The sequence below is a fragment of the Mesorhizobium sp. M0016 genome, from assembly GCF_040324035.1.
In the GTDB taxonomy this organism is placed as follows: domain Bacteria; phylum Pseudomonadota; class Alphaproteobacteria; order Rhizobiales; family Rhizobiaceae; genus Mesorhizobium.
The window spans coordinates 50076-74590 of sequence record NZ_JAMYVM010000024.1; the positions used below are offsets into that span (position 1 = coordinate 50076).

Genomic DNA, 24515 nt, shown 5'->3' on the forward strand with positions numbered 1-24515 from the left:
TTCATAGAAGCAGAGGCTCTTTCAGAACCGAACGTGCCGGAAGACCGTACAGGTCGCAAGTGCCGGCGATGAATTCAGCCTGGCCGCCATAGCTCGGATGACGGACCTTGTTGGCATCAACACCAAGATCGGCAAGTGCGATCTGAGCGTCGCGACCGATCGCGACGATCGTTTTGGGTTGGAGCATATCGAGCAGCCGCATGAGCAGTGGTCTGCACGCTTGTCGCTCGGAACGAGTGTGGCACCTGTTAGACATGGGGTCACCGCGTTCGTGTGGATGAAGTGGGAACACGTTCCAAAGAAAGATAGGTTGATCGAGGTGCTTCAAGACCTGCCAGATGATCGTGGCTGTACGCTCGGCGACCGCCGGTCCCCTTGTCGCTCGCGTCAGTGGCGGCGTTCCGAATAGGCTTGCATGGGCGCCGAGGTGCACTTCATCAGTCAAAGCGAGCCCTGTTCGACGCCCGCCACGGTAGCCGAGGTCGCGGGCAATCCAGAGAGAATCGACCCCGTGCGAGATTGCGGCGTCGAGTACGAGCGAGAGGTTCCGTCGCCGTATTGCGGGTGCGTCAGCACCATCATGCTCGGCACAAGCTTCGGCGTAGGGATTGAAGGTGGAGTCGAATGAGAGTTCCGCCACGCGATTGACAAACATGTCGACCTGTTTGCTCGTGCGTTTCACTGAGGCACCTCGAAGTCAATCGTCCGGCGCTCAAGGTCGATCGTTACAGCGCCGCCTCGATGATGACGCAAATCCCTAAAAATACGGAACCCTTCTAAGATGGCGCGTTCCCATTGCCAAAGTGGTCGCGCCTCAACTTCATAGCCTCTGACGAGTTCGTGGACTGCTTTAAGAAGCCCATAGTCGAGTGTCGCAACGTTGCGAAAATCAGCATTACGGACCCCATGGTTGAATATCCAGGTGGAGATGCCCTCCTCGATAATCCCGGCGCGGGCACCGTCCTCGTTCTCGTCGATCTCAGGTCGACTTTTGCGCTTAATGCTCAGTAACGCACGGAGCGTTGGCGACCAACCCAGGATCGCAGCAAAGGCCAGATGAAAGACGTCATGGAAGCGGTAGTCGTCGGGCTCGTGCCGGTTGTCGGTGAGGCGACTGCCAATGTTCACCCCATTGAGCTGCTGGACGACATAAGATCTGCCAGCCACCGTACGCTCCGTGAAGACCATCGTCATATGCCGAGGAAGCTGCTCGTCGGAGGGGAAGTCAGCGTCAAAGAGCGGTCCCCAGTCAAGGCGGTCGGGCCAACGACCTAGCGTTTTGACGACGTTGCGCCTGACCGCTTCGTCCAAGCTGACTTCGGCATCGTCGGCGGCGATAAGCAATGCCCGGAATATCTCGACCAGGTCAGCCGAGAGAACATCGCGGTTGGCTGCGATCCGCCCACTGCTCCAATCTTCGAGTAGCCGGCCGGCTTTTCCTGCGAGCGCAAGCAGGCGCTGTTCAACAATATCGCTGGCGATGGGGCCAGCAAAGAGGGAATGGCTTTGTTGAAGGTCTGCGAAAGTCACCGCTCGTGCCAAGCCATGATAGTCCCATTTCTCTAGCGTTGCAGACGCGTGTTGGGCAAGAGTTGATAGCGACAGACCTGCGCGGAGTGCGGCGTTTGCGAAGTACCAGAGCGCGTCGCCAAGTTCTTCAATCACGGCATCGTGGTAGGCGACGAACGCGTCCTTGTCGCGTTGTTTCTTCTTGAGTGCACTGAGCAGACTGCCTACCTCCCCGAACAAGCCCAGCAGGACGAAGCCGAGACCCTCCGTACCCGGATGAGCGTTGCGATCGGTGCGGATGGTGAATTGCTGATACTCGTCGAGGCCAACCGGTGCTTCGGCATCATCGAAAAGCGACGCCTGCGATCGCATCAGTTCAGTTCCATCAGCCACGCTCATACCGATTCTCCCCGCGGAACATAATGCAATTTTTCCGGAGTTTTGGGGAGCAGGATTTCAACGAATCTACGGTGTCGTGAAAACGGCTGCTTTGGCGTAAGTATAGAGCATAGTGATACATACAGGGGGGCGACATGACATTCTGGAGCAGTCAGACACTTGAGGCGAAACTTGGCAGGCTTGTAGATGGTTCGAACAAGGATCTGGTTGACTGCAACGCCGTTACGCTGCGGGTCGGAAGGGAGATCTATATCACCCCTGGGCTCGAGCAAGCGGCTCCCGCCTCCCACACCAAGCAACTGCTCGATGTAGATGAGCCATTTGCCATCCCGCCAGGGCAATTCGCATTTTTGTTGACGGAAGAAACCATAACGATCCCAATCGAGGCTATGGGCTTCATCTCCATCAAAGCGACGTACAAACTCAAAGGGCTGGTCAACGTATCCGGGTTTCATGTCGACCCGGGTTGGTCTGGGCCGCTTATTTTCGCCGTGTTTAACGTGGGACCTGCGCCGGTGCACCTCCAGCGGGGGCTGCCGCTGTTCCTACTCTGGATTGCCGACCTCGATGCGCCTTCAAAAAAGCGCAAATCGAAGCCCGGGCCCGATGGCATTCCGCCGGCCATGATCAACAACATTACCGGTGTAGTGGATTCAATATATGCGCTGGATAGGCGAGTGCGTGAGGAGATCAAAAAAGTAAATGACAAGAACACCGACCTCAGCAATCGAATACACGCGGTGGACAAAGCGCAGAATCGGGTGCTGCTCGGACTTGGGATTGCCAGCACCCTTTTGGTGGCTTTAGTCGGCGTGGCAATGCGAGCCGCTTGGCTATCATTTATCTGACGGTTCGATCTGGGCAATTGGGAGAGAATAGGATTGAAATCAGCAGAGTTGAAGAACCGCAAGCCAACCAAGAAAGAGTTGGAGAATCTGATCCTGATTGCCTTGGCGAAACGCGAGCAGATGGCATCAGATGAGGAGTTAAGTCCTCTGACGACGCGTCGTGCTGAGTTTACTGGAAACGTTCGCCGGATAGCTCGCTTCGAAGGTTGGCGTTGCAGCGAGGGTGACGTCGATGCAGCCGTGCAACGACTCACGGCGGCTGGCATGATGGCAACGGACCGAGATCCTGCCGAACCCGGCCAGCAGGGACCATCGGCGCGTTTGAGCGCAACTGGATATGCGCGCGCGCTGACAGTTTCTCGAGACTATTTGGGCGAACCGCTGCTGTCTTTCAAACGAGACCAGACCTTCGACGACAATGGTATCGGCCAGATTGAAATCGATTTTCTGGGTCAACGGATCGTCATTGGATGCGTTGAGGGGGAAGAGGATCGGACGATTGAATTCGCACACAGATTCGAGGTTGATACTGGCGGAGTCTTGAAGGCAGTTGCAGGTCTCGATGATAGCCGAGCAATGCTCATGGCTGGCGTGTTGAGCTACGAACACATCGAAAATCTGGAAGCCGGGACACGCGGCCTCGCGCCGGCCTCAGACAGGATTGTCGGCCTAGATCACAACTCAGCTGCCTACCTGACAGCTGTGGCCGCAGTAGATCAACTGATTGTCGTCGTGCGCGAGAGCAACGTCTACCGTGAAGCGGACCCTGAGGATCAGGAGCGGCGTATTGCGGAACTAGAGGCCGGCCGAAGATTGCTTGGCAGTAAATGGCTATCGTTGGCAACAGTGAAGGCGGCCCTTGTCGGCACCGTCACCTATCTCGCGGCTAAGTTCGCTGATGCGCCAATTGGCGAAGCGGCAGCGGCCGCATGGAGTGCGCTCAAAGCGCTCTTGGGCCTGCAATAGTGCTGTTCCATCTGGCGGCCTTGGAAACCAGAGGAATGCCCACGAAAACCGCAGATCATCCAGCGGCCAAAGCGCCCTGTCCGCCCCATGCACCTCATGGTTGCCTCGCCCCTGAAAATACAGGTCAGCAGTACCATCAGCGCGAAGGTCGGCGCCAGCGATAGAAAATCGGCAGCGCCGTAGGCAGCCTCGCTGGCGCCGTCTGCATGAGGCTCGCTCATGTAGGGCGCGCTGCAGCATTCCCTCCGCAAGGGTGAACAAGGGCCGGCCAAGCCCCCCAGACACACTCCAGAAACAAAATTCAACAGTTCGGAAAAACCGGCGAAAAGATCGGGTGGCATAAGCTTCCCAGTCGGGATTCCGGGTTCTTCCTTTTTTGGAAGCCTTCCACCAACAAAATCGCAGCGGCGGCGCAGTGCCTGTTGCAGCGGCGGCATGAACAGCCGGGCGATGCCCAGGTAGAACCTGCCATTTGCCAATGTCAGCTTCAATCCAAACAGTCCCTGCGGTCAGATGCGATGGCGGAGCGCGTCGATGATCACCGCCATCGCAGGGGAGAGCTGTCGCCTGCTCGGATAGTAGAGGTGATAGCCGGCAAAAGGCGGGCTCCAGTCGTCAAGCACGAGCCTGAGGCGTCCCTTGGCGATGTGGTGGCTGACGAGGTTTTCCGGGACGTAGGCGATGCCGAAGCCGCTTGTCGCAGCCTCGATCATGGGAATGGACGAATTGAAGGTAAGTTGGCCTTCCACCCGCACACGGAGGTCGCGGCCATCCCTGGCGAATTCCCAGGCGTACAGTCCGCCGAACGTCGCCTGCCGCATATTGATGCAATCGTGATCGACCAGGTCCTGGGGCGCGGTCGGAGCCGGATGGCGGGAAAAGTAGTCCGGCGAAGCCACGGCCACGAGCCTCCAATCCGGCCCGATGCGCACTGCGATCATATCCCTGTCGATGCTCTCACCAAGCCGCACGCCTGCGTCGAAGCGCTCCTCCACAATGTTCTTCATGCCGTTGTCGCTGTAGAGCTCGACGCGCACGTCAGGATTGTCGTTGAGCAAGGGCTGGAGCTTCGGCCAGACGGTCGTCTGGAGCGCATGGTCGGACAGGGTGATGCGGACCGTTCCGGAGGGCTTGTCGCGAAACGCCACCAGGCTTGCGAGGTCGGATTCGATTTCCTCGAAGCGGGGAACGAGAGATTGGAAAAGTCGCTCGCCGGCCTCGGTCGGAGAGACGCTCCGCGTCGTACGCGTCAGCAGGCGGACGCCAAGGCGAGCTTCAAGCTCCTTGATTGTCGAACTCAGGGTCGACTGCGAGGTTCCGAGCTTTGCCGCCGCCCTGGTGAAACTGCGCTCCCGGGCGACCGCCACGAACCAGAGCAGATCCTTCATGCCATCGCGCTGCATAGGGCACCTCCCGTCGGACATTCATATCATGAGCAGATAAGTCCATGCGGATTGCTTAGTCTACTTAAATGGGTTCCCCTGCAATACCTTCTGGCAGCGACGGGAATTTGCGGGCTGACCCGTCCGGTCGCTTTGCCAGGATGCCAATCATGGAAACCACGTACGACACAAGGCTTGTTGAAAACCGCGCCGCATGGGGCGCGGTGTTGTCGATGGCGCTGTGTGTTTTCGTGCTCATCGCATCGGAATTCATGCCGGTCAGCCTGCTGTCGCCGCTAGCGGCCGATCTCGGCATCACCGAGGGCCGCGCGGGACAGGCGATCTCGATTTCGGGCGCTTTCGCCGTCGTGACCAGCCTGCTGGTCGCCGGCCTCACGCGCCACATCGACCGCCGACTGGTCGTGACCGGCTTCACCCTCCTCCTCATCGTGTCCGGTCTGGCTGTCACCTTCGCGCCGAACTACGCGTTGCTCATGGTCGGCCGGGCGCTGCTCGGCATCGCGATCGGCGGGTTCTGGTCGATGTCGACCGCGATCGTCATGCGCCTCGTGCCGCAAGACATGGTTCCGAAGGGTCTCGCCATGCTGAACGCCGGCAATGCCATTGCGGCCACCATCGCCGCGCCGCTGGGCAGTTTTCTCGGCGCCTATGTCGGCTGGCGCGGCGCTTTCTTCCTCGTCGTGCCGTTTGGTCTCCTGGCGCTGGCCTGGCAGTGGACAAGCCTGCCGCCGCTGCCGCCGCGCCGGCGGAAGCGTGCCGGCAATCCGCTGACGCTGCTCGGCCGTCTTCCCGTCGCCACCGGCATGGCGTCGATCATGATGCTGTTCATGGGCCACTTCGCGCTCTTCACCTATCTGCGGCCCTTCCTCGAGAACGTCACGCGGCTCGACATCGCCGCCCTCTCGGCGGTCTTGCTGGCGATGGGGCTGGCCGGGGTGCTCGGCACATGGTGCGTCGGCCGGCTTTTGCGCACGCGTCTGTTCAGCATCCTCACCGTCATCCCGCTGGTCATGGCTGCGCTGGCCGCCGCGCTCATCGCCTTCGGTGCACTCCCGGGTCCCACAGCGCTGCTGCTCGTTGCCTGGGGCTTCTTCGGCATGGCCGCGCCGGTTGGTTGGGGCACGTGGCTCAGCCGAACATTGCCGAACGACGCGGAGGCCGGCGGCGGGTTGCAGGTAGCCGTCATCCAGCTCGCCATCACCGGCGGCGCCGCGATCGGCGGCACGCTGTTCGATACGGTCGGCTGGTGGGGACCGTTCACCCTGGGCGCGGTGCTGCTCTGCGGATCGGCGCTCGCCGCCCTTGCCGCAGCGCATATGGCCCGGAGGTCTTTGCCATGACGATCGAACATGCGCCGCTCAGTCGCCGGACATTGCTCGGCGCCGCGCTCGCGGCGGCGGCCCTGCCTCGCACAGCCGCCGGCCAGGAAGGCCAATCTCCCGTCAGCCAGGAGCCCACCGACATGAAGATCAGGATGGTTTTCAACGGCCGCACCATGACCGCCACGCTCTACGACAATCCGTCGGCGCACGACTTCTTCTCCATGCTGCCGCTCGACCTCGAAATCGAGGACTACGCCCATAACGAGAAGATCGCCTATCTGCCGCGCAAGCTGACCGAGGAGGGAAGCGGTCCGTTCGCCGACGAGCAGCCCTATGACCTGTGCTATTTCATGCCGTGGGGCAACCTGGCCATGTTCTACGCCGACTACCGCCATCCGGGGCTGATCAGGCTTGGCCGCTTCGACGAGGGCGAGCAGGCCCTGCACATTCGCGGCAAATTCCCGCTTCGCATCGAACGCATTTGAGGACGCAAAGGAGATCACCATGGACATTCTTCGCGCCGGCACCAGGCCTTCCGGCAAGGGACCGCCTGACTGGTTCACCGGAACGGTGCGGATCGATCCGCTCTTCAATCCCTTCGACGCCGAGCGGGTTCAAGGCGCACAGGTGACCTTCGAGCCCGGCGCCCGCACCGCCTGGCACACGCATCCGCTCGGCCAGACGCTGATCGTCGTCTCCGGCCTCGGTCGCGTGCAGCGCGAAGGTGGCCCGGTCGAGGAAATCCATCCGGGCGATGTCGTCTGGTTCGCTCCCGGCGAAAAGCACTGGCACGGCGCGTCGCCTCGGACCGCCATGACCCACATCGCCCTCCAGGAGGTCAAGGACGGCAAGGTCGTGGACTGGCTGGAACATGTCAGCGACGCCGACTACGGCGGCTGATCTTCTCCCCTCGGAAGGAACCAACATGCTTGCAACCGTTCTTCACAAACCGGGCGACATACGCTGCGAGGAAATCGCCGATCCGAAAATCATGCGGCCGACGGACGCCATCATCAAGCTGTCGGCAAGCTGCATCTGCGGCTCGGACCTGTGGCCCTATCGCGGGCTGCAGCCGGTCGCCGGGCCGATGCATATGGGCCACGAATATTGCGGCATCGTCGTCGAGGTCGGCGCAGAGGTGCGCACGGTCCGCCCCGGCCAGTTCGTCGTGGGGTCATTCTGCCTCTCCGACAATACCTGCCCGCATTGCCGCTTCGGCTTCCAGTCGTCTTGCGTGCAGCGCGAGTTCATGTCGGGCGCGCAGGCGCCTTACGCTCGCGTACCCCTGGCCGATGGCACACTGGTCGCCACCACCGAGGTCCCGCCGGCCGACCTCATCCCAGACCTGCTGGCTGTGTCCGATGTGCTCGGCACCGGCTGGTATGCGGCCGACGCAGCCGAGGTCCGCGAAGGATCGACGGTGGTGGTGGTCGGCGACGGTGCGGTCGGCCTGATGGGCGTGCTTGCGGCCAAGGAGATGGGCGCCGAGCGCATCATCGCCATGAGCCGGCACGCCAGCCGCCAAAAGCTCGCCCGCGAGTTCGGCGCCACCGACATCGTCGCCGAGCGCGGCGAGGAAGGCGTGGCCCGCATCAAGGAACTCACCAAGGGCGTCGGCGCGGACTCCGTGCTGGAATGCGTCGGCACGGGAGAATCCTTCGACCAGGCGCTGGCCTGCTCCCGCCCCGGCGGCACCATCGGCTATGTCGGCGTGCCGCATGGCGTGAACTTCGACGGCCAAAAACTATTCTTCGGCCAGAAACGCATGCTGGGCGGCCCGGCGCCGGTGCGCCGCTTCCTGCCCGACCTGATGGACCGTGTGCTGCAAGGTCGGATCAAGCCCGGCAAGGTCTTCGACCTCAAGCTGCCGTTGGCCGAGGTCGCTGAAGGCTATCGCGCCATGGACGAGCGTCGCGCCATCAAGGTCATGCTTTCGGTGTGAGCAAGATCGGGCGGACGGTCTGTGCGCTCCCACAACTCAGAAAAGGAACAACGACATATGACGATGAGATTGAAGATTGCCGCCCTTGCTCTTGCGCTTTCGGTCGCCACGCCGGCTTTCTCGCAAGAGTCCGCGATCATCGGCGCATGGCGGATGATTTCGCTCGAGGCCGGGGCAGAGGGAAACCTGAAGCCCGTGCCCTATTCCGGCCAGGTCATCTTCACCGAGGCCGGCACCCTCTCGGTGCAGGCGCAGAACCCCGACCCCAAGGCGCCGGACACGCCTTACACGGCGAATGGCTACGAAGCCTATTACGGGCCGGTCGCCATCAACGACCAGGACAAGACCTTCGTCATCACCATCGAGTCCTCCCTGGTCCGCAACCTTGTCGGGAAGAGCATGAAACGCAAATTCGAGGTCTCGGACAACGAACTGGTCCTCACGCCGGACAACCCGGCCGAAGGCTGGCGCGTAACCTACGAACGCTACTGATCCGAACAGTTGGGTTACCGAAGGCCAAAATGGCGCGGATGTCAGACCGAAATGGCGTCATCGCGGAACTGGTGCCAATCATGGCGGCTGTCTTCGCCGGCTTCCTGCTGATCGGACTGGCGCTACCCGTCCTGCCGCTGCATCTTCACCAGCAGCTCGGCTTCGGCCCCTTCGCAGTCGGGCTGGTGACGGGCAGCCAGTTCGTCGCCTCGATGCTGTCGCGCATCGGGGCTGGAAACTATGCCGATGGACGCGGCGGCAAGCGCGCCGTCGTCGTCGGCCTCATTGCCGCTGCCCTTGCCGGGTTATTTTACCTCGGCTCGCTGGCATTGCTCGACCGGCCGGTAGCGTCCGCATCGGCGCTGTTCGCCGGACGGGCGGTACTGGGCGCGTCCGAGAGCTTCATCATAACCGGCGGCGTCGCCTGGGGCCTCTCCGTTGCGGGCGGACAGAACTCCGGAAAAGTCATAGCCTGGGTGGGCACGGCGATGTTTGCGGCGCTCGCGCTAGGGGCGCCGGCCGGATCTGCGCTTTATGCAGCGAGCGGTTTCACCGCGATCGCACTCGCGACGATCATCCTGCCGCTGGCGACGCTGCTTGCCATCCTGCCGATGCGCGGCACCAGCGCCGTCGCGAGCAGCGCGCCGCAGTCATGGAGGAGCGTGGCGAAAGCGGTCTGGCTTCCTGGCGTCGGAGCTGCTTTCAGCAGCCTCGGCTATGGTGCTATTCTGGGCTTCGGCGCCCTGCTCTTCGCCGAGCGGAGCTGGCAGCCGGTATGGCTTCCCTTCACGGCCTATGCCGCGTCGCTGACCGTGGCAAGGCTGTGCTTCGGCCACCTGCCCGACAGGCTTGGGGGCGCACGCGTCGCTGTGATCTTCGTCGCGGTCGAGGCGGCAGGGCTGATGCTGATCTGGCTTGCGACCGGGCCTGTTGTCGCCGCGATCGGAGCGGGTCTGACTGGCCTCGGCTACTCGCTGGTCTATCCCGGCCTCGGCGCCGAGGCCGTAGGCCGTCTTCCGTCGCGCAGCCGCGGCCTGGCAATGGGACTCTACACCGTCTTCCTCGACGTGGCGCTCGGCTTCGGCAGTCCGGCGCTCGGCTTGGTCGCCGCGTCGACCGGGCTGCAATTCGTCTTCTTCGCCGTTGCGGCGGCAACGCTTCCGGCGTTGGGCATCGCTCTGCTGCTGGGTCGCCGTAACGCCCCATCGTAGACAGCTCGCCGGCGCCGTCCGCATGAGGTTCGCTCATAGTCTCTTTCCGGGTTGCCACGGAGGCTGAACCCTCCCCCGCAAGGTGCAGCGAGCGGCCGGCCAAGCTCCCCGCCCAGACACACTCCAGAAACAAAATTCAACAGTTCGGAAAAACCGGCGAAAAGATCGGGTGGCATAAGCTTCCCGGTCGGGATTCCGGGCACTTCCTTTTTGGAAGCCCTCCACCAACAAAATCGCAGCGGCGGCGCAGTGCCTCCTCCAGCGGCGGCATGAACAGCCGGGCAATGCCCGGCGAGGACGAGAAAGTATGGACATGGACTACGATATCGCCGAACTGGACAGCGACGCGGCAACGGCGATCGGCAGCCTGGCAAGCATCGATGCGCTGGCAAGGATCGCTCGCGCCGCGGCAAGGGACGGCCAGGTCCTGACGGGCGCCGACTTTGCCCTGCAGCCGGGTGAGCGGCTCGATACGGTGTTCGAGCAGCTCGCCGTGACATTCGCCACGTTGCCGGCGGTGATCTCCGACGGGCGCGTCTGGACGTATCAGGAGCTGAACAGCCGTGCCAACCAGTGCGCCCGCATGCTGATCAAGCACGGCGTGCGGCCGGGCCACCGGGTCGGGCTCATTCTCGACCGGTCGGCGGAGACCTATGTGGCGTTGCTGGCGGTGATGAAGGCGGGGGCTGCCTTCGTGCCGCTGGCCACCGCGTTTCCGCAGGAGCGGATGGCGCTGATCATCGAAGACGCCGCCGTCAGCATGATCGTCACCATCGCCGCCTATGCGTCGCGCGCCGGTCAACTGCCCGTTCCCCATGTGCTGATCGACAGCGCCGCCGCCGAAATCTCCGCACAGTCGCCCGCGCCGCTGAAGCAGCAGGCGACGGACGACATTTGCTACATCCTCTATACCTCGGGCACCACCGGCAAGCCCAAGGGCGTGGTCATCACGCACCAGAGTTTCGTCAATTTCATACACGTCGCGGCCGCCTCCTACGGCTACCGGCCGGGCGACCGGGTGTATCAGGGCATGACCATTGCCTTCGACTTTTCCTCCGAAGAGATCTGGGTGCCGTTCGTCGCCGGCGCGACGGTGGTGCCGGCACCTGGCCAGATGCCGCTGGTGGGCGAGGAACTGGCGGATTTCCTGCGCCTCCATGACATCACCTGCATGGCCTGCAGCCCGACATTGTTGTCATCGATGACATCGGACGTTCCCAGCCTGCGCACGCTTCTGGTGGGCGGCGAGGCCTGCCCGCACAATCTGGTGGTGCGCTGGTCGAAGCCGGGCCGGCAGATCCTCAACACCTACGGGCCGACCGAGGCGACCGTCACCGCAACGATGGGGGCGCTGACGCCGGACCGTCCCGTCACGATCGGCGCGCCGTTGCCGACTTACTCGATCGTCATTCTCGACGCTTCGCTGCCGCAACTTGCCGAGCCCGGTGAACTGGGCGAGATCGGCATTGCCGGCATCGGGCTCGCCGTCGGTTATCTGAACCGGCCGGACTTGACCGACCAGAAATTCATCGCCGATTTCGTCGGCCTGCCGAACAACCCGTCGCAGCGCATCTACCGCACCGGCGATCTTGGCCGGATCAACGATAGCGGCGAGATCGAGTATGCCGGGCGCATCGACACGCAGGTGAAGATTCGCGGATATCGCATCGAGCTCGGCGAGATCGAGGCGGTGCTGCTCGACCAGCCCGAGATCGCGCAGGCCGCCGTCACCACCTGGGAGATCGAGCCCGGCCGCGTCGAACTGGTTGCCTATTACGCGCTTAAAACCGGCTTAGCTGCGATTTCCCGAGGGGATCTCGCCCAGACGATGAAGCGGCGGCTGCCCGACTACATGGTGCCCGCCTATCTGGAGGAACTGCCTGCCATCCCGATGACCGTCTCCAACAAGGTAGACCTGCGCCAGCTGCCGAAGCCGACGAGCATCCGGCTTTCGGCCGATCGCACGATGGTGCCGCCCGCCAATGAGGACGAGCGTTTCCTGGCGGAAGCGCTGGCCACGGTGCTGAAATTCGACGCGGTGTCGGTCGAGGATCACTTCTTCGACGATCTCGGCGCCAACTCCTTGCTGATGGCGCATTTCTGCGCGCGCGTGCGCACCAGGAAGGAATGGGCGACGACGTCGATGCGCGACATCTATCTCTATCCCACAGTGGCGCGCCTGGCGCTGCATCTGGGGGTAGCGGAGGAGATGACGACGGCAACCAACGAGCCGGTCCTCACCCGCCGGGCCTCGAATTTCGCCTACTGGACCTGCGGCGCGGCGCAGCTTTCGTTCTACGGCCTCTACAGCTACGTGGCGCTCTGGGCGATCAATGACGGCCTCAACTGGATGTATGACGCGCTCGACGATCCGCTGCAGCTCTATATCCGGTGCGTGGCGCTCTCGGCCGCCGTGTTCTTCGGCATGTCGGGCTTTGCAGTCCTGGCGAAATGGGTGCTCATCGGCCGCTGGAAGGCCGAGGCGTTTCCGATCTGGGGCGTGCGCTACTTCCGCTTCTGGGTGGTCAAGACGTTGATCCGCACCGCACCCGTCGTGCTGTTCCGCGGCAGCCCGCTCTACAGCCTCTATCTGCAGCTGCTCGGCACCAAACTCGGGAAAAACGCCGTCATCGAATCGAAGTCCGTGCCCGTCTGCACGGATCTTATTTCCATCGGCGCCAACACCATCCTGCGCAAGGAATCGATGATCCTCGGCTTCAGGGCCCAGTCCGGTTATATCCACACCGGGCCGCTGACCATCGGCCGCGATGCCTTCGTCGGCGTCGGCTCCACGCTCGACATCGACACCAGGATCGGCAACGGCGCCCAGCTCGGCCATTCGTCCTCGCTGCATCGCGGGCAAAGCATTCCCGACGGCGAGCACTGGCATGGATCGCCGGCGGTGCCGACCACGGCGGACTATTGCAAGGTGCGCAATGTCAATCCTTACCAGGTCCGGCGCTTCCTCTATGAAGCGCTGCAGCTGGTCGGCCTGTTTGGCCTCGTCACCCCGCTGCCGCTCCTGTTCCACAGCTACTGGGAATATGTCGGCGACGACTATCAGGAGACGATCGGCCTTGTCGCAATCGGCACCACGGTCACGCTTTTCGGCTATATCGCGGCGGCTTTCCTGGCAGCGACGCTGGTGCCGCGCCTGACGAGCCTGATCTTGAAGCCGGGCCGCACCTACACGCTTTACGGTTTCCGCTACTGGCTGCAGACCGTCGCCGAATTCGCCAGCAATTCCCGCGTGCTCGGGCTCCTGGCCGGCGACAGCTCGGCGATCGTGCACTACATGCGCGCCATCGGCTGGAACCTCAACAGAGTGGTGCAGACCGGTTCCAATTTCGGCTCCAACCAGCAGCACGAAAACCCGCTTCTGTGCGAGATCGGCACCGAGACCATGGTGTCGGACGGGCTGTTCATGATCAACATGCACAAGTCCGCCTCGGCCTTCAGGCTCGAGCCGACGCGCATCGGCGAGCGCAACTATCTCGGCAACAACATCTATTATCCGCCGGACGGGCGCACGGGCGACAACGTCCTGCTCGGCACCAAGGTGATGATCCCCATCGACGGGCCGTTGCGCGAGAATGTCGGCCTTCTCGGTTCGCCCGCCTTTGAAATCCCGCGCATGGTGAACCGCGACAAGGAGCTTATCGCGGGCGTCGACGAGGCAGACCGGCGCCGGCGCATCCCGTTCAAGAACCGCCACAACCTGGTGACCATTCTTCTGTTCCTGGCAACGCAATGGGTCATGCTGTTCGTCACGCTGGCGATCTGGGACCGGGCGCTGAACTACTATACGGAATGGGCGGAGGTGGCGCTGTTCGCCGCCGTCATCTTGACCTCGGCGATCACCATTCCGTTCTACATTCTGGTCGAGCGGGCAAGTCTTGGTTTCCGCGGCTTGAAGCCGCAGATGACGACCATCTACGACGTCGCCTTCTGGCGCCACGAGCGCCACTGGAAGCTGGCGGATTCGCCCATCGTGCGCCTGTTCGCCGGCACGCCGTTCCGGCCGATGATCCTGCGCCTGCTCGGCGTCAAGGTCGGCAGCCGGGTCTATGACGGCGGCAGCAATTTGACCGAGCGTTCGCTGGTCGAGATCGGCGACGACGTCACGCTCAACGAGGGCTGCGTGATCCAGGCCCATTCGCTGGAAGAAGGCGCGTTCAAGTCCGATTTCATCCGCATCTGCGATGGCTGCACGCTCGGGCCTTCCGCCTTTGTCCACTACGGCGTGGTGATGGGCAAAGGCTCGATGGTCGACGCGGACTCCTTCGTGATGAAGGGCGAAGAGCTGGAGCCCAACTCGATCTGGCGGGGCAACCCGGCCAAGCTGCATCGCTTCGTCGAGCCGCTGCCGGAGGATAGCGTCAAGGCAACGGCTTGATGGGCGCAGACGTCCGTCTCGTTTCGGTGACTGCGGCCAACCGGGCCCTGGTCGCGGCTCTGGAACTGGCCGCGGATCAGATCGATTTTGTCGCCAGCAATGCGGAGTCGCTGGACGAAGCCGAAACCGACGGGGACGCACGGCCGCGCGTCGTCATGGCAGGGGATCGCGTCGTCGGTTTCCTGATGTATGAGGCGCCAGAGGACGACGACGAGGCGCGGATCTACCGCTTCATGATCGATCGCGTCCATCAGGGCCAAGGCTACGGCAAGGCCGCTTTGCGCGAAGTGCTGGATGAAATCATGCGGCTCGGCCACATCAGCCACGTTTCGATCTGCTACGAACCTGAGAATGAAGCGGCACGCCGCCTCTATCGCGCTGCCGGTTTCGTCGAAGAAGGGCCCGACGAGGACGGGGAAATGATCGCCGACCTCGCTCTGCGGGGCGAACAGCCATGACGCGCCCGCTCGATGCCGGCGCCAGCCTGTCGGCGCAGTTGCTGGCGGCGATGGCCGCCATGGCACCCGCCGGCGTTCGGATCGGATGCCGCACGATCCGCGAAGGCGATGAGAACCATTTGCTGCCGCAGGAAGCACGCTCCATCCCGTCACGCCTGCCGCTGATGCGGCGGGCGAGTGGCGCGGCGCGGTGGATCGCGCACGAGTTGCTGGCGGATATGGGCTTGAACGACGTCGCTATCCTCCGCGGCTCCTCCGGCGCACCGGTATGGCCTCATGGAGTAACGGGGTCGCTGGCTCACGACGACGAGATGGCCGTGGCGGCCGTCGCGCCGCTCTCCCACGTCGCCTCGCTCGGCATCGATATCGAGCCCGCTTTGCCCCTGCCCGACGACATCTTCGCGCTGGTTGCAGCCCCCGCTGACCGGATCGACGCAACCGACTTGTATCTTGCCGGTCGCATCCTTTTTGCCGCCAAGGAAGCTGTCTACAAGGCCGCCTACCCGCTTGATGGCGAAGTGCTGGGCTATGAGGACATCACCGTCGATCTCGACGCAAGCGACGCTGTGACGAAGACGGGCCGCAGAGCGAGACTGGTTTACTGCGTTGCTCCGTGTGTGGTCGTTCTGGCGTTTGTCGATGGTGTCCGAAGCGCCCCCCTTTAAGCGCGATGGGCCAGCGCCCGACAGCAACGCCTGCTCAACAAAGCGCTTTTTTTTCGCAGAGCGGTCGCAAAAGGCTCACACGGTTCGTCCTTTGACAGAAGAAGGAGAGCGCCATGAGAAACCTTATTGTCACCGAATTCATCAGCATCGATGGCATCGCCGAGGTCGAGAAGCTGCCCAGCGTGACCTGGAACGATGAGATGCAAAGGTTCAAGGAGGACGAGCTTGCCGACAGCGGGGCCATGCTTCTGGGGCGCACGACCTACGAGATTTTTGCCGGCTCTTGGCCCAAGGAAACCGGAGACTTCGCCGACCGGTTCAATGCGCTGCCGAAATATGTCGCGTCGACAAGCCCGAAGGCACTCGACTGGAAACCGGCCGAGTTGCTGAAGGGTGTGTTGCCGGAAGCGGTTCGGGCGCTGAAGCAAGGCAGCGGCGGCAACATCTATGTGCATGGCAGCCTGAGCGTCGCGCGGGAATTGCTGCGCCATGGTCTGGTCGATCGCGTCAGGCTGCTGAGCTACCCTGGCTCCGTCGGGGAGGGCAAGAAGCTGTTCCCGCCCGATATGCCGGTGGCGTTGGAGCCGATCTCGACCGTACAGTTCAGCAATGGCGTGGTGGCGCTGGAATATGCGGCTGGGAGGGTGTGAGACGCTGGTGGGGTAATCTCCCCTTTAGGGGAGATGTCGCCGAAGGCGACAGAGGCGGTCGGTCCGTCCTGACGCAACCTCCTATCGACAGTAGGAGGTCTAGCTTCACGCGAGACGACCCCCTCTGGCCTGCCGGCCATCTCCCCCTCGAGGGGGGAGATCGGCAGCTCACCCTACTTTCTTCCCCCGCTTGCCCTTGGCACGCGCCTCGACCACTCTTTCCACCTCGCGCTTCAGTTCGTCCTTGACCTCCTGCGTCTCGGCCATCAGCGTGTCGATCTTCATGAAATCGAGCACGCGGTATTTCGACACTGGCGGGCGGATCAATATGTCTGGTGGGCGCTGGTTCAGCTTGTGGGCGATGATCGACTGCATCATCAATTGCGTCGCGCCGTACATCAGGTCGACCGTGGTCGGGTGCTTGCGCTCGGCCTCGCTCGGCGCGCCGACGACGTCGATGGCGATGATGATGTCGGCGTCGTTTTCGATGAGGTCGAACGGCACCGGATTGTAGATGCCGCCGTCGATCAGCACGCGGTCGTCGCGCGTCACCGGGCGGAACACGGCGGGAATGGCAGCCGAGGCGGCGAGCGCCGAATGCAGGTCGCCCTCGTCGAAGACGGCCAGCTTGTGACCGAAATAGTCCGTCGCCGTCACCTTCAGCGGGATTTTCAGCTCGGCGAAGGTTTCCGGGATGGCTTCCGGCAGGAACGCCTTCAAGATGCGCTCTATGTTGAACTGGCTGACTCGGATGCCGCCCTGCATCGCCTCGGCGATGGTGCCGGGACGCGAGCGCCACATGCGCGCCGCCACCTCGGCGCGGCGGCCGAGGATCGAGCGGGCGTAGTCCTCGATGTCCTTGCCGCTCATGCCCGAGGCCATGCCGGCGCCCATGATGGCGCCGATCGAGGAGCCGGCGATGGCCACGGGCTTGATGCCGAGCTCGTCCAGCGCCTCGACGATGTGGATATGGGCGAGGCCGCGCGCGCCGCCGCCGCCAAAGGCGATACCGAAAGTCGGACCTGTCATTTGGCCTCCAGCTTCGGCCCGATGCTCATGATCGCGGGCGCCGGCGTCAGCAGCTTCTTCGCCGCTGCCTTGACCTGATCGAGCGTCACGCCGTTGATGAGCGCCGCGCGGCGCTGCACGTAGTCGATGCCGAGATTGTCGAGCTGCAATTCCACCAGGGTCGCGGCAATGGCGCTGGAAGAATCCAGATTGCTGATAGCATAGGAGCCGACCATGTATTTCTTGGTCGCGTCCAGCTCGGCCTCGGTCGGCCCCTCCTGCGCCATCTTCTTGACCACCTCCTTGACGATGCCGAGCGTCTCGGCGGCGCGGTCGGAACGCGTCGCCGTGGTGATGATCAGCGCATTGGAATGCTGGTGGTCGACCAGGTTGGAATCGACGGAGTAGGCCAAGCCGCGCTTTTCCCGCACCTCGTCATAGAGGCGCGAGGTGAAGGTGCCGCCGCCGAGAATCTGGTTCATCAGCACCGCAGGGAAGAAATCCGGCGCATCGCGCTTCACACCGGGATAGGCAAACTGCAGCGAGGTCTGCGGCAGGTCGTAGTCGACCTCGAGCTGCTGGCCGAGCTTCAGCTCGGTATCGGCAACCGGTTGCAGCACCTGCTTTTCCGGCAGATCGCCGAAGACCTCGTCGAGCTTCCGTTTCAGCGTCGCGGCATCTATGTCGCCGACCACCGCAACATGCAGGCCGCTGCGGGCGAAATTGGCCTTGTGGAAGGCAGCCAGATCCGCCGCCGTGATGGTGGCGATGCTGTCCTTGGTGCCCTGGTCGGGCCTGGAATACGGATGTTCGCCATAGATGGCGCGCAGCCATTTGGTTTGCGCGACGGTGTTGGGGTCACGCTCATTGGCGATGATGCCGGACAGGATCTGGGCGCGGATACGGTCGATCGGCGCCTGGTCGAAGCGCGGGCTGGTGACCGCCAGCCTGAGCAGGTCGAAGGCCGCATCCTTCTGCTCGGCCAGCATCCGCATCGCGCCATAGGTGCCGTCGCGCGCCGCTTCGAAGCCCATTTCGGCGCCGGCATCGTCAAGCTTGATCTGGAAGGCCTCGCTGTCGAGGTCGCCGGCGCCCTCGTCGAATAGGCCGGTCATCAGATTGACCAGCCCTTCCCGCCCCGCCGGATCCTGCGTCGAGCCGCCATCGAAGACGAAGCGGATGGCGACGATCGGAATGGAGTGGTCCTCGACCAGCCAGGCGTTGACGCCTTTCGATGAGGTCACCGGCTGAATGTCCATCGCGTGCGCGGCAAGCGCCGGCAGGATGAGGAAGAAGATGCCGAGGAACAGTGTGGCGAAGACGTGGAGAACCGCGATGCGCCTATGAGTAATCCCATCAGGCCATTGATCGCCAAGGTCAGCTCCGCCCCTCATCGCGCTGCCGGGCACTTCTCCCCGTATAGTGACGGGGAGAAGGGGTCTCGCCGCGACGCTGGCGCTCTTCTTACGACGCTGATGGTTGGCGAAATCGACGATGACAGCGCCCCTCTCCCCGTCACTATAGGGGGAGAGGATGCCGGCAGGCAGGTGAGGGGCAGCGCTAACGCTCAATCTCGTCATCATCAATTCCCCGCCTGTTGCTGCGGCAAGAGATAGCCGGTCGTCGTACGATCGAGCAGCAGATAGCGTGCGGCGACCGCCTTGATCTCATCGGCGGTGACCTTGCGAATGCGTTCCGGCCATTCCTCGATATCCCTGACGTTGCCGCCGGTGGCGAGCTCGGCGCCGTAGAGATTGGCCATCTCGTCCTGCTTGTCGCGGGCGAAGATCATGGCCCTGATATAGCGGGCCTTGGCCTTCTCTAGCTCATCGGCGGTGACGCCGTCCTTGACGATGCGGGCGATCTCGGCGTCGACGGCCGCCTCGACGTCGCTCAGCTTGGCGTCGCCGCGCGGCGCGCCATAGACGGTGAAATTGGTGGCGTCGAGCATCGTACCCTGGAAGAAGGCGCCGGTCGCCGATGCGATGCCTTGCTTGACCACGAGTTGCTGGTAGAGCCTGCTGCGGCTGCCGCCGCCAAGGATCTCTCCCAGCAGGTCGAGCGCCTCGGCCTCGCCGGGTTTTGCCGTGTGGTAGGACGGAACCACCCATTGCGTCGAAAAGCTCGGCACCGAAACGCGCCCATCGGTGAGCGTCACCGTGCGCTTGGTGTTCTGCTCCGGCTCGACCGGGCGGATGCGCGGGGGCAGGTCGGGACCGCGCGCGACCTTGCCATAGGTTTTTTCGGCCAGCGCCTTCACGACCTCCGGCTCGACATCGCCGGCCACGATCAGCACCGCATTGTTGGGGCGGTAGTATTTGTCATAGAAGGCAACCGCATCGGTGCGGTTCAACTGCTCCATCTCCTGCATCCAGCCGATCACCGGAATGCGGTAGGGCTGGTTCTGCCAGAGCGTCGCGTCGACCTCTTCGTCGAGCACCGCCTGCGGATTGCTGTCGATGCGCGCGCGGCGCTCTTCCAGGATCACGTCGCGCTCGGTCTTGATGACCTCGTCGGTCAAGATGAGGTTGCGCATGCGATCGGCCTCGAAGCTCATCATCTCACCGAGTGCCGAGGGCGCCACCGTCTCGTGGAAGGCAGTGTAGTCATAGGAGGTGAAGGCGTTGTTGGAGCCGCCGATGGCCGATATGGCGCGGTCGAACTCGCCCGCGGCGTGGTTGGTCGTGGCCTTGAACATCAGGTGTTCGAAGAAGTGCGCTATGCCGGACTTGCCTGGCGGCTCGTCGGCGCTGCCGATCTTGTACCACACCATATGGGTGACGATGGGGGCGCGGTGATCGGGAATGACCACCACCTCCATGCCATTGTCGAGCAGGAAGTTGGCCACCTTGCCATCGTCCGCGGCCAGGGCCGGGCCGGCCATGGTCAGCGCGGTGGCGAGCAAGGCTCTCCGCAGCCATTCAGTATGAAATGTCATTGATGGCTCCGGTTGTTATCGCGCGACGATAGGCAAGGTTAGCCGCGGAGGCAAAGTGAATTGTGCGTCATTTTGAAGGCGCCGGTCGCTCCACCCTTACGCAAGCTCGATGAACCGGACCACCGTCTCGCCGTAGTTTCGTTCATCAACCACCGAGAATTCCGGCCCAATCTCGAAGGGCGCCGAGGCGGCTTCCTCGACCACGCAGAGCGCACCGGGCAGCAACCAGCCGCCATCCCTGGCCGAGCGCAGGGCGCGCTCGCCAAGGCCCTTGCCATAGGGCGGATCGGCGAAGACCAGGCCGAATGCCGCAAGCGTACCGGCCTCACCCAGGGCGGTCGCGTCGCGGCGGAAGATCTTGGTGCGGCCGGTAAGGCCAAAAGCTTCGACATTGGTGCGGATCAGGCCGCGTCCTTCGGCCGATTCTTCGATAAAGACGCCATAGGAAGCGCCGCGCGACAGCGCTTCGAGGCCGAGAGCGCCGGTGCCGGCGAAAAGGTCGAGCACACGCGCGCCGTCGAGCTTGTCGGCAAAGCGGTGCGCCAGCACGTTGAAGACGGCCTCGCGGGCGCGGTCGGTCGTCGGGCGGATGGCATGGTCGCGCGGCGTCGCCAGCGGACGCCCGCGAAATTGGCCGCCGACGATTCTCATTTATGCCCGGGTCTCATTTAAGGCCGGATCTCATTTAAGTCCCGGCATCATCTGGTCCTCGGGCCCTTGGGACCGTTGCGTGGCCGCTCGCCGCCCCGACCGCCATCCGGACGCTCGCCACCCGGCTTGCCGAACGGCTTGGCTCCGCCCGGCTTGCCATAGGCCGGCTTGCCATAGGACGGCTTGAATGACGCCTTGCGCGCCTTGGCCTCGGCCGCCTTGGCGGCATCGGCTTCCGCCCTGCCCTTGCCGATCGGACGCGCGCCCGGCGCCATCCAGACATTAGCCTTGCGCTGGCCCGGCGGATCGATCGGCCGCTGCTCGCGCTCGGGCTTCTTGCCGCCGCGCGGTTTGTCACCAAAGGCGCCGCGCGGCTTGTCGCCGAAGCCTCCACGGGGCTTGTCGCCAAAATCGCCGCGCGGCTTTTCGCGAAACTCGCTGCGCGGCTTGTCCGAAAACTCGCTGCGCTCGGGTCTCGGGCCGCGTTCGCCAAAGCTCTTTTCCGGCCTCGCGCCCCTTTCGGGACTGGTCGACAGCTTGCCGAGCGCTTCGTCGCGGCTGCCTTCGCGGCGCTTGCGGTTCTTGATCAGACCGCCCTCGCCGATCGGCCGATGGTCACCCTCGCGGGTGACTTTCGGCCGTTCCGGCTCCGCGTCACGCTCTCGCCGCACCGGCTGGTTGGAAAACGGCTTGATGATCTCGGCGTCGAAATTGGCGCCGGATTCCTCGACCAGTCGCTCGCCGAGCTGGTCGCGCAAGACGCGGCCCTTGATCTCCAGCACATGGCCTTCGGCGAGATAGTCGAGCTGGAACGGTCCGTAGGAGATACGGATCAGCCGCGTCACGTCGAGGCCGAGCGATCCAAGGATGTTCTTCACTTCGCGGTTCTTGCCTTCGCGCAGGCCGATCGTCAGCCAGGCGTTGGTGCCTTGCTCACGGTCGAGCGTCGCTTCGATGGCGCCGTAGAAGACGCCGTCGACGGCAATGCCTTCACGCAGGCCTGCGAGCATGCTTTCCTCGACCTTGCCATGGACGCGCACGCGGTAACGGCGCAGCCAGCCAGTGGCAGGCAGTTCGAGCACGCGCGACAGACCGCCATCATTGGTGAGCAGCAGCAGGCCTTCGGTGTTGATGTCGAGGCGGCCGATGGTCATCAGCCGCGGCAATTCGGCCGGCAGCACGTCGAACACGGTCTTGCGGCCCTCGGGGTCGCGGTTGGTGGTAACGACGCCGGCCGGCTTGTGAAACAGGAACAGGCGGGTGCGCTCGATCGGCGGGATCTCCATGCCGTCGAGATGGATGATGTCGCCCGGCATGACGTTGAAGGCCGGCGAGGTCAAAGCCCGGTTGTTGACCTTGACACGGCCCGCCGCGATCAGGTCTTCGGCGTCGCGGCGCGACGCCAGGCCGGCGCGGGCCAGCCGCTTGGCGATACGCTCGCCGGCTTCTTCCGCATCTGCCGGACGCGGGCGCGGCTTGAAGGCGCCGCCAGATGCTTGCGGCCGGTCACCACCGAAATCGCGCTTGGGGCGATCGCTGAAGTCACGCTTGGGACGATCTCCGGCGTCGCGCTGCGGGCGATCGCCAAAATCGCGCTTTGGCCGGTCAAAACGCTTTTCGCCCTCGGCGGAAGCAGGCCGATCGCCACGCGGTGCGTAGGGCTTGCGCGGCCCTTCACGCTTTTCGAAAGGCTTGCCTTCGGGACGCGGCCCCTTGCTGAATGGCCGATCGCCGCCCTTGAAATCGCGCTTTGGCCGCTCGCCATCGGCCGCAACCGGCCGATCGCCGCGCGGTGCATAAGGCTTGCGCGGCCCCTCGCGCTTTTCATACGGCTTGCGTTCACCCTCGGCCGGCATAGGGCGATCCCCACGCGGCGCATAGGGTTTGCGCGGCCCTTCGCGCTTTTCATACGGCTTGCGCTCGCCTTCGGCTGCCATCGGCCGGTCACCGCGTGGTGCATATGGCTTGCGCGGTCCCTCGCGCTTTTCGAAGGGCTTGCCTTCGGAACGCGGACCTTTGCTGAATGGCCGGTCGCCACTTTTGAAATCGCGCTTGGGCCGCTCGCCCTCAGCCGCTGCGGGCCGGGCGCCTCGCGGTGAATAGGGTTTCTTGGCCCCGAAGGAGGGTTTGCCGCTTTTGCCGGCGGCGCCATCGCGGCGCGGCCCCGCGGCTCCAGGGCCGCTTTTGCCCGGGCCTTTGTGGCGCGGAGATTTCTTGTCGTTGTCGTCCATGTGGCCTTTGCCTTGTTGCGCTGCTACAGCGTGGCGCATCCTTTCGGACGCGCAAAGGACGCTATAGCACTTTGATTTGGCGCATGATCATTTCCGAAAATCTGTTCCGATATTCGGGTTGACGCGCTCCATAACAGGATCACCGCCAAGTGGCGAGGAGATAATCGGAATGGAAACCGCGTGAAGCGGCCGGATTTCATGGCGCTGGCGCTGAAAGAGGCGCAAGCCGCCGCCTTGCGCGGAGAAGTTCCGGTTGGCGCCGTCATCGCCAGCGGCGACACGGTGGTGGCATCCGCCGGTAACCGCACCCGCGAACTTGCCGATCCGACGGCGCATGCCGAAATGCTGGCCATCCGCGCGGCCTGCCAAACGCTCTCCAGCGAGCGGCTGACCGGCCACGACCTCTATGTGACGCTGGAACCCTGCGCCATGTGCGCCGGCGCCATTTCCTTCGCCAGGCTGCGCCGGCTCTATTTCGGCGCGGCCGACGAGAAGGGCGGCGCGGTGGTCAACGGCGTGCGCTTCTTCGCTTCGCCGACCTGCCACCATACGCCCGACATCTATCCGGGCATGGCCGAGGCCGATGCGGCGCTGCTGCTCAGGGAATTCTTTCGGGAAAGACGCGAAACGTAGAGCCTTCAGCTACCGAAGGCGGCGTTCCTACCAGGAGGGCAGCCAGTCGAAGAGCCCGCCGCTCTTGCCTTTGGCGGCCGCTTCCTTCTTGAGGCGGCGTTCCTTCTTGTATTCATCCTCGCCGAGTTCGCCCTGCGGCGCCGTGTCGGAGGCAGCTCGGTAGGCCAGAGGCGGCTCGCTCAGATATCTGCGAGTGTTGGGATCGCCCTGCTTTTGCTCTGCGGTGCGGCGCTGGATCTCCGCGGCGCGGCCCTTGTCTGAATCCTTCGGCGACCAGGCCGGCGGGTGGCTGGAGCCCGAATCCGCCAGCGCCTTCTTCACGGAAGCCGGATCGGTCTGCACGTCATCGACGATCCCCGATTGATAGGACGGGTCGTCCTGGTGGGCAGTGGCGTCGGCACGCAGACGGGCGCGGCGCTGCTCGGGCGATTCGGGCCAATCGGTGCTCGCCGTCTCGATGCTTTCCTGAGGCGGCGGCAGCACTTCCTTCTGCCCCGGCGCCGGCTTTACCAGCTCCGGACGCGGCCTGTAGTCGATCTGTTCCTTGTGCTTGGGCGTGATCGCGAAGGCGCCGGAAAGGTCTCCGGCAAGCTGCTCGCCAGCCGTCTTGTCGGTGCCGTAGGTCGGCGAACCCATGCAGCCGGACAGAGCGAGGCCGGACGCGACAAACGGCGCCAGCAGCGCAACGCGCGCATAAGTTCTCTTGGTCATGCCAAAAAGTCCCACTCTAGACAGCCTCTCGATCGTCACCGGCCGAAGGCCCGGTCCCCATCGTCCACGCTCTTGCGACGGA

Annotated in this window: 22 protein-coding genes; 13 read left to right on the plus strand and 9 right to left on the minus strand. The window is 63.6% G+C overall.

All coding sequences use genetic code 11. The annotated features are described in order from the left end of the window. Position 1: 1 nt before the first annotated feature. Both NKJ88_RS26790 and NKJ88_RS26795 read right to left on the minus strand, forming a co-directional pair. Positions 2 to 682: a uracil-DNA glycosylase gene (locus tag NKJ88_RS26790; protein WP_352446205.1), complete on the minus strand. Its 681-nt coding sequence runs from the start codon at positions 680 to 682 to the stop codon at positions 2 to 4. After that, positions 679 to 1908: a nucleoside triphosphate pyrophosphohydrolase family protein gene (locus NKJ88_RS26795; RefSeq protein WP_352446207.1), complete on the minus strand. Its 1230-nt coding sequence runs from the start codon at positions 1906 to 1908 to the stop codon at positions 679 to 681. The genes NKJ88_RS26790 and NKJ88_RS26795 overlap by 4 nt, the downstream gene beginning before the upstream one ends. Before the next feature lie 134 nt (positions 1909 to 2042). On the opposite strand from NKJ88_RS26795, the gene NKJ88_RS26800 reads away from it, so the two are divergent. Next, positions 2043 to 2756 carry a dCTP deaminase domain-containing protein gene (locus tag NKJ88_RS26800; protein ID WP_352446209.1) on the plus strand — a complete coding sequence of 238 codons (714 nt, stop codon included), beginning with the start codon at positions 2043 to 2045 and terminating at the stop codon, positions 2754 to 2756. 33 nt (positions 2757 to 2789) lie between these two features. Beyond that, entirely contained in the window at positions 2790 to 3722 is a 933-nt protein-coding gene (locus NKJ88_RS26805) for a hypothetical protein (RefSeq protein ID WP_352446211.1), read from the plus strand. Positions 3723 to 4231: 509 nt separating this feature from the next. Here NKJ88_RS26805 and NKJ88_RS26810 read toward each other — a convergent pair. After that, entirely contained in the window at positions 4232 to 5125 is an 894-nt protein-coding gene (locus tag NKJ88_RS26810) for a LysR family transcriptional regulator (RefSeq protein WP_352446213.1), read from the minus strand. 149 nt (positions 5126 to 5274) lie between these two features. Between NKJ88_RS26810 and NKJ88_RS26815 the strand changes: the two genes are divergently transcribed. From NKJ88_RS26815 to NKJ88_RS26860, 10 genes are all read left to right on the plus strand, one after another. After that, a complete protein-coding gene (locus NKJ88_RS26815; RefSeq protein ID WP_352446214.1) occupies positions 5275 to 6465 on the plus strand; it encodes an MFS transporter in 1191 nt (396 codons plus the stop codon). Next, the gene (locus NKJ88_RS26820; protein ID WP_352446216.1) at positions 6462 to 6932 is read left to right on the plus strand and encodes a cyclophilin-like fold protein; all 471 of its coding nucleotides are present in this window, start codon (positions 6462 to 6464) and stop codon (positions 6930 to 6932) included. Before NKJ88_RS26815 ends, NKJ88_RS26820 begins: the two co-directional genes overlap by 4 nt. 19 nt (positions 6933 to 6951) lie before the next feature. Beyond that, complete coding sequence (locus tag NKJ88_RS26825) at positions 6952 to 7347, plus strand: (R)-mandelonitrile lyase (RefSeq protein WP_023682960.1); 396 nt, start codon at positions 6952 to 6954, stop codon at positions 7345 to 7347. Positions 7348 to 7372: 25 nt separating this feature from the next. Further along, positions 7373 to 8389: a zinc-dependent alcohol dehydrogenase family protein gene (locus tag NKJ88_RS26830; protein WP_023835109.1), complete on the plus strand. Its 1017-nt coding sequence runs from the start codon at positions 7373 to 7375 to the stop codon at positions 8387 to 8389. A gap of 57 nt (positions 8390 to 8446) precedes the next feature. Next, positions 8447 to 8881, plus strand: coding sequence for a lipocalin-like domain-containing protein (locus NKJ88_RS26835; RefSeq protein WP_023835108.1), 435 nt, complete (start codon positions 8447 to 8449; stop codon positions 8879 to 8881). 29 nt (positions 8882 to 8910) lie between these two features. Then, complete coding sequence (locus NKJ88_RS26840) at positions 8911 to 10092, plus strand: arabinose transporter (RefSeq protein WP_352446219.1); 1182 nt, start codon at positions 8911 to 8913, stop codon at positions 10090 to 10092. Positions 10093 to 10399: 307 nt separating this feature from the next. After that, positions 10400 to 14488 (plus strand): Pls/PosA family non-ribosomal peptide synthetase, encoded by a 4089-nt coding sequence (locus NKJ88_RS26845; RefSeq protein ID WP_023829504.1) that lies wholly within the window; start codon positions 10400 to 10402, stop codon positions 14486 to 14488. Further along, positions 14488 to 14946 carry a GNAT family N-acetyltransferase gene (locus tag NKJ88_RS26850; RefSeq protein ID WP_031203347.1) on the plus strand — a complete coding sequence of 153 codons (459 nt, stop codon included), beginning with the start codon at positions 14488 to 14490 and terminating at the stop codon, positions 14944 to 14946. The genes NKJ88_RS26845 and NKJ88_RS26850 overlap by 1 nt, the downstream gene beginning before the upstream one ends. Then, positions 14943 to 15611 (plus strand): 4'-phosphopantetheinyl transferase family protein, encoded by a 669-nt coding sequence (locus NKJ88_RS26855; protein WP_023752074.1) that lies wholly within the window; start codon positions 14943 to 14945, stop codon positions 15609 to 15611. The genes NKJ88_RS26850 and NKJ88_RS26855 overlap by 4 nt, the downstream gene beginning before the upstream one ends. Positions 15612 to 15724: 113 nt before the next feature. Then, positions 15725 to 16261: a dihydrofolate reductase family protein gene (locus tag NKJ88_RS26860; protein WP_023712768.1), complete on the plus strand. Its 537-nt coding sequence runs from the start codon at positions 15725 to 15727 to the stop codon at positions 16259 to 16261. 168 nt (positions 16262 to 16429) lie between these two features. Here the strand turns inward: NKJ88_RS26860 and NKJ88_RS26865 are convergent, their stop codons facing one another. The 5 genes from NKJ88_RS26865 to NKJ88_RS26885 form a co-directional block, all read right to left on the minus strand. Then, positions 16430 to 17290 carry a patatin-like phospholipase family protein gene (locus NKJ88_RS26865; protein ID WP_023712767.1) on the minus strand — a complete coding sequence of 287 codons (861 nt, stop codon included), beginning with the start codon at positions 17288 to 17290 and terminating at the stop codon, positions 16430 to 16432. Beyond that, positions 17287 to 18663 carry a M16 family metallopeptidase gene (locus tag NKJ88_RS26870; RefSeq protein ID WP_023821174.1) on the minus strand — a complete coding sequence of 459 codons (1377 nt, stop codon included), beginning with the start codon at positions 18661 to 18663 and terminating at the stop codon, positions 17287 to 17289. The genes NKJ88_RS26865 and NKJ88_RS26870 overlap by 4 nt, the downstream gene beginning before the upstream one ends. A gap of 188 nt (positions 18664 to 18851) precedes the next feature. After that, the gene (locus NKJ88_RS26875) at positions 18852 to 20207 is read right to left on the minus strand and encodes a M16 family metallopeptidase (protein ID WP_023824515.1); all 1356 of its coding nucleotides are present in this window, start codon (positions 20205 to 20207) and stop codon (positions 18852 to 18854) included. Between the two features lie 96 nt (positions 20208 to 20303). Beyond that, positions 20304 to 20858 carry a 16S rRNA (guanine(966)-N(2))-methyltransferase RsmD gene (gene rsmD / locus NKJ88_RS26880; RefSeq protein ID WP_023671544.1) on the minus strand — a complete coding sequence of 185 codons (555 nt, stop codon included), beginning with the start codon at positions 20856 to 20858 and terminating at the stop codon, positions 20304 to 20306. A 47-nt stretch (positions 20859 to 20905) separates the two neighbouring features. Further along, complete coding sequence (locus NKJ88_RS26885; protein ID WP_352446223.1) at positions 20906 to 23089, minus strand: pseudouridine synthase; 2184 nt, start codon at positions 23087 to 23089, stop codon at positions 20906 to 20908. Between the two features lie 180 nt (positions 23090 to 23269). Between NKJ88_RS26885 and NKJ88_RS26890 the strand changes: the two genes are divergently transcribed. Beyond that, positions 23270 to 23722: a nucleoside deaminase gene (locus NKJ88_RS26890; protein WP_023694762.1), complete on the plus strand. Its 453-nt coding sequence runs from the start codon at positions 23270 to 23272 to the stop codon at positions 23720 to 23722. 27 nt (positions 23723 to 23749) lie between these two features. Here the strand turns inward: NKJ88_RS26890 and NKJ88_RS26895 are convergent, their stop codons facing one another. Then, positions 23750 to 24433 (minus strand): hypothetical protein, encoded by a 684-nt coding sequence (locus tag NKJ88_RS26895; protein WP_023700630.1) that lies wholly within the window; start codon positions 24431 to 24433, stop codon positions 23750 to 23752. Positions 24434 to 24515 lie beyond the last annotated feature (82 nt).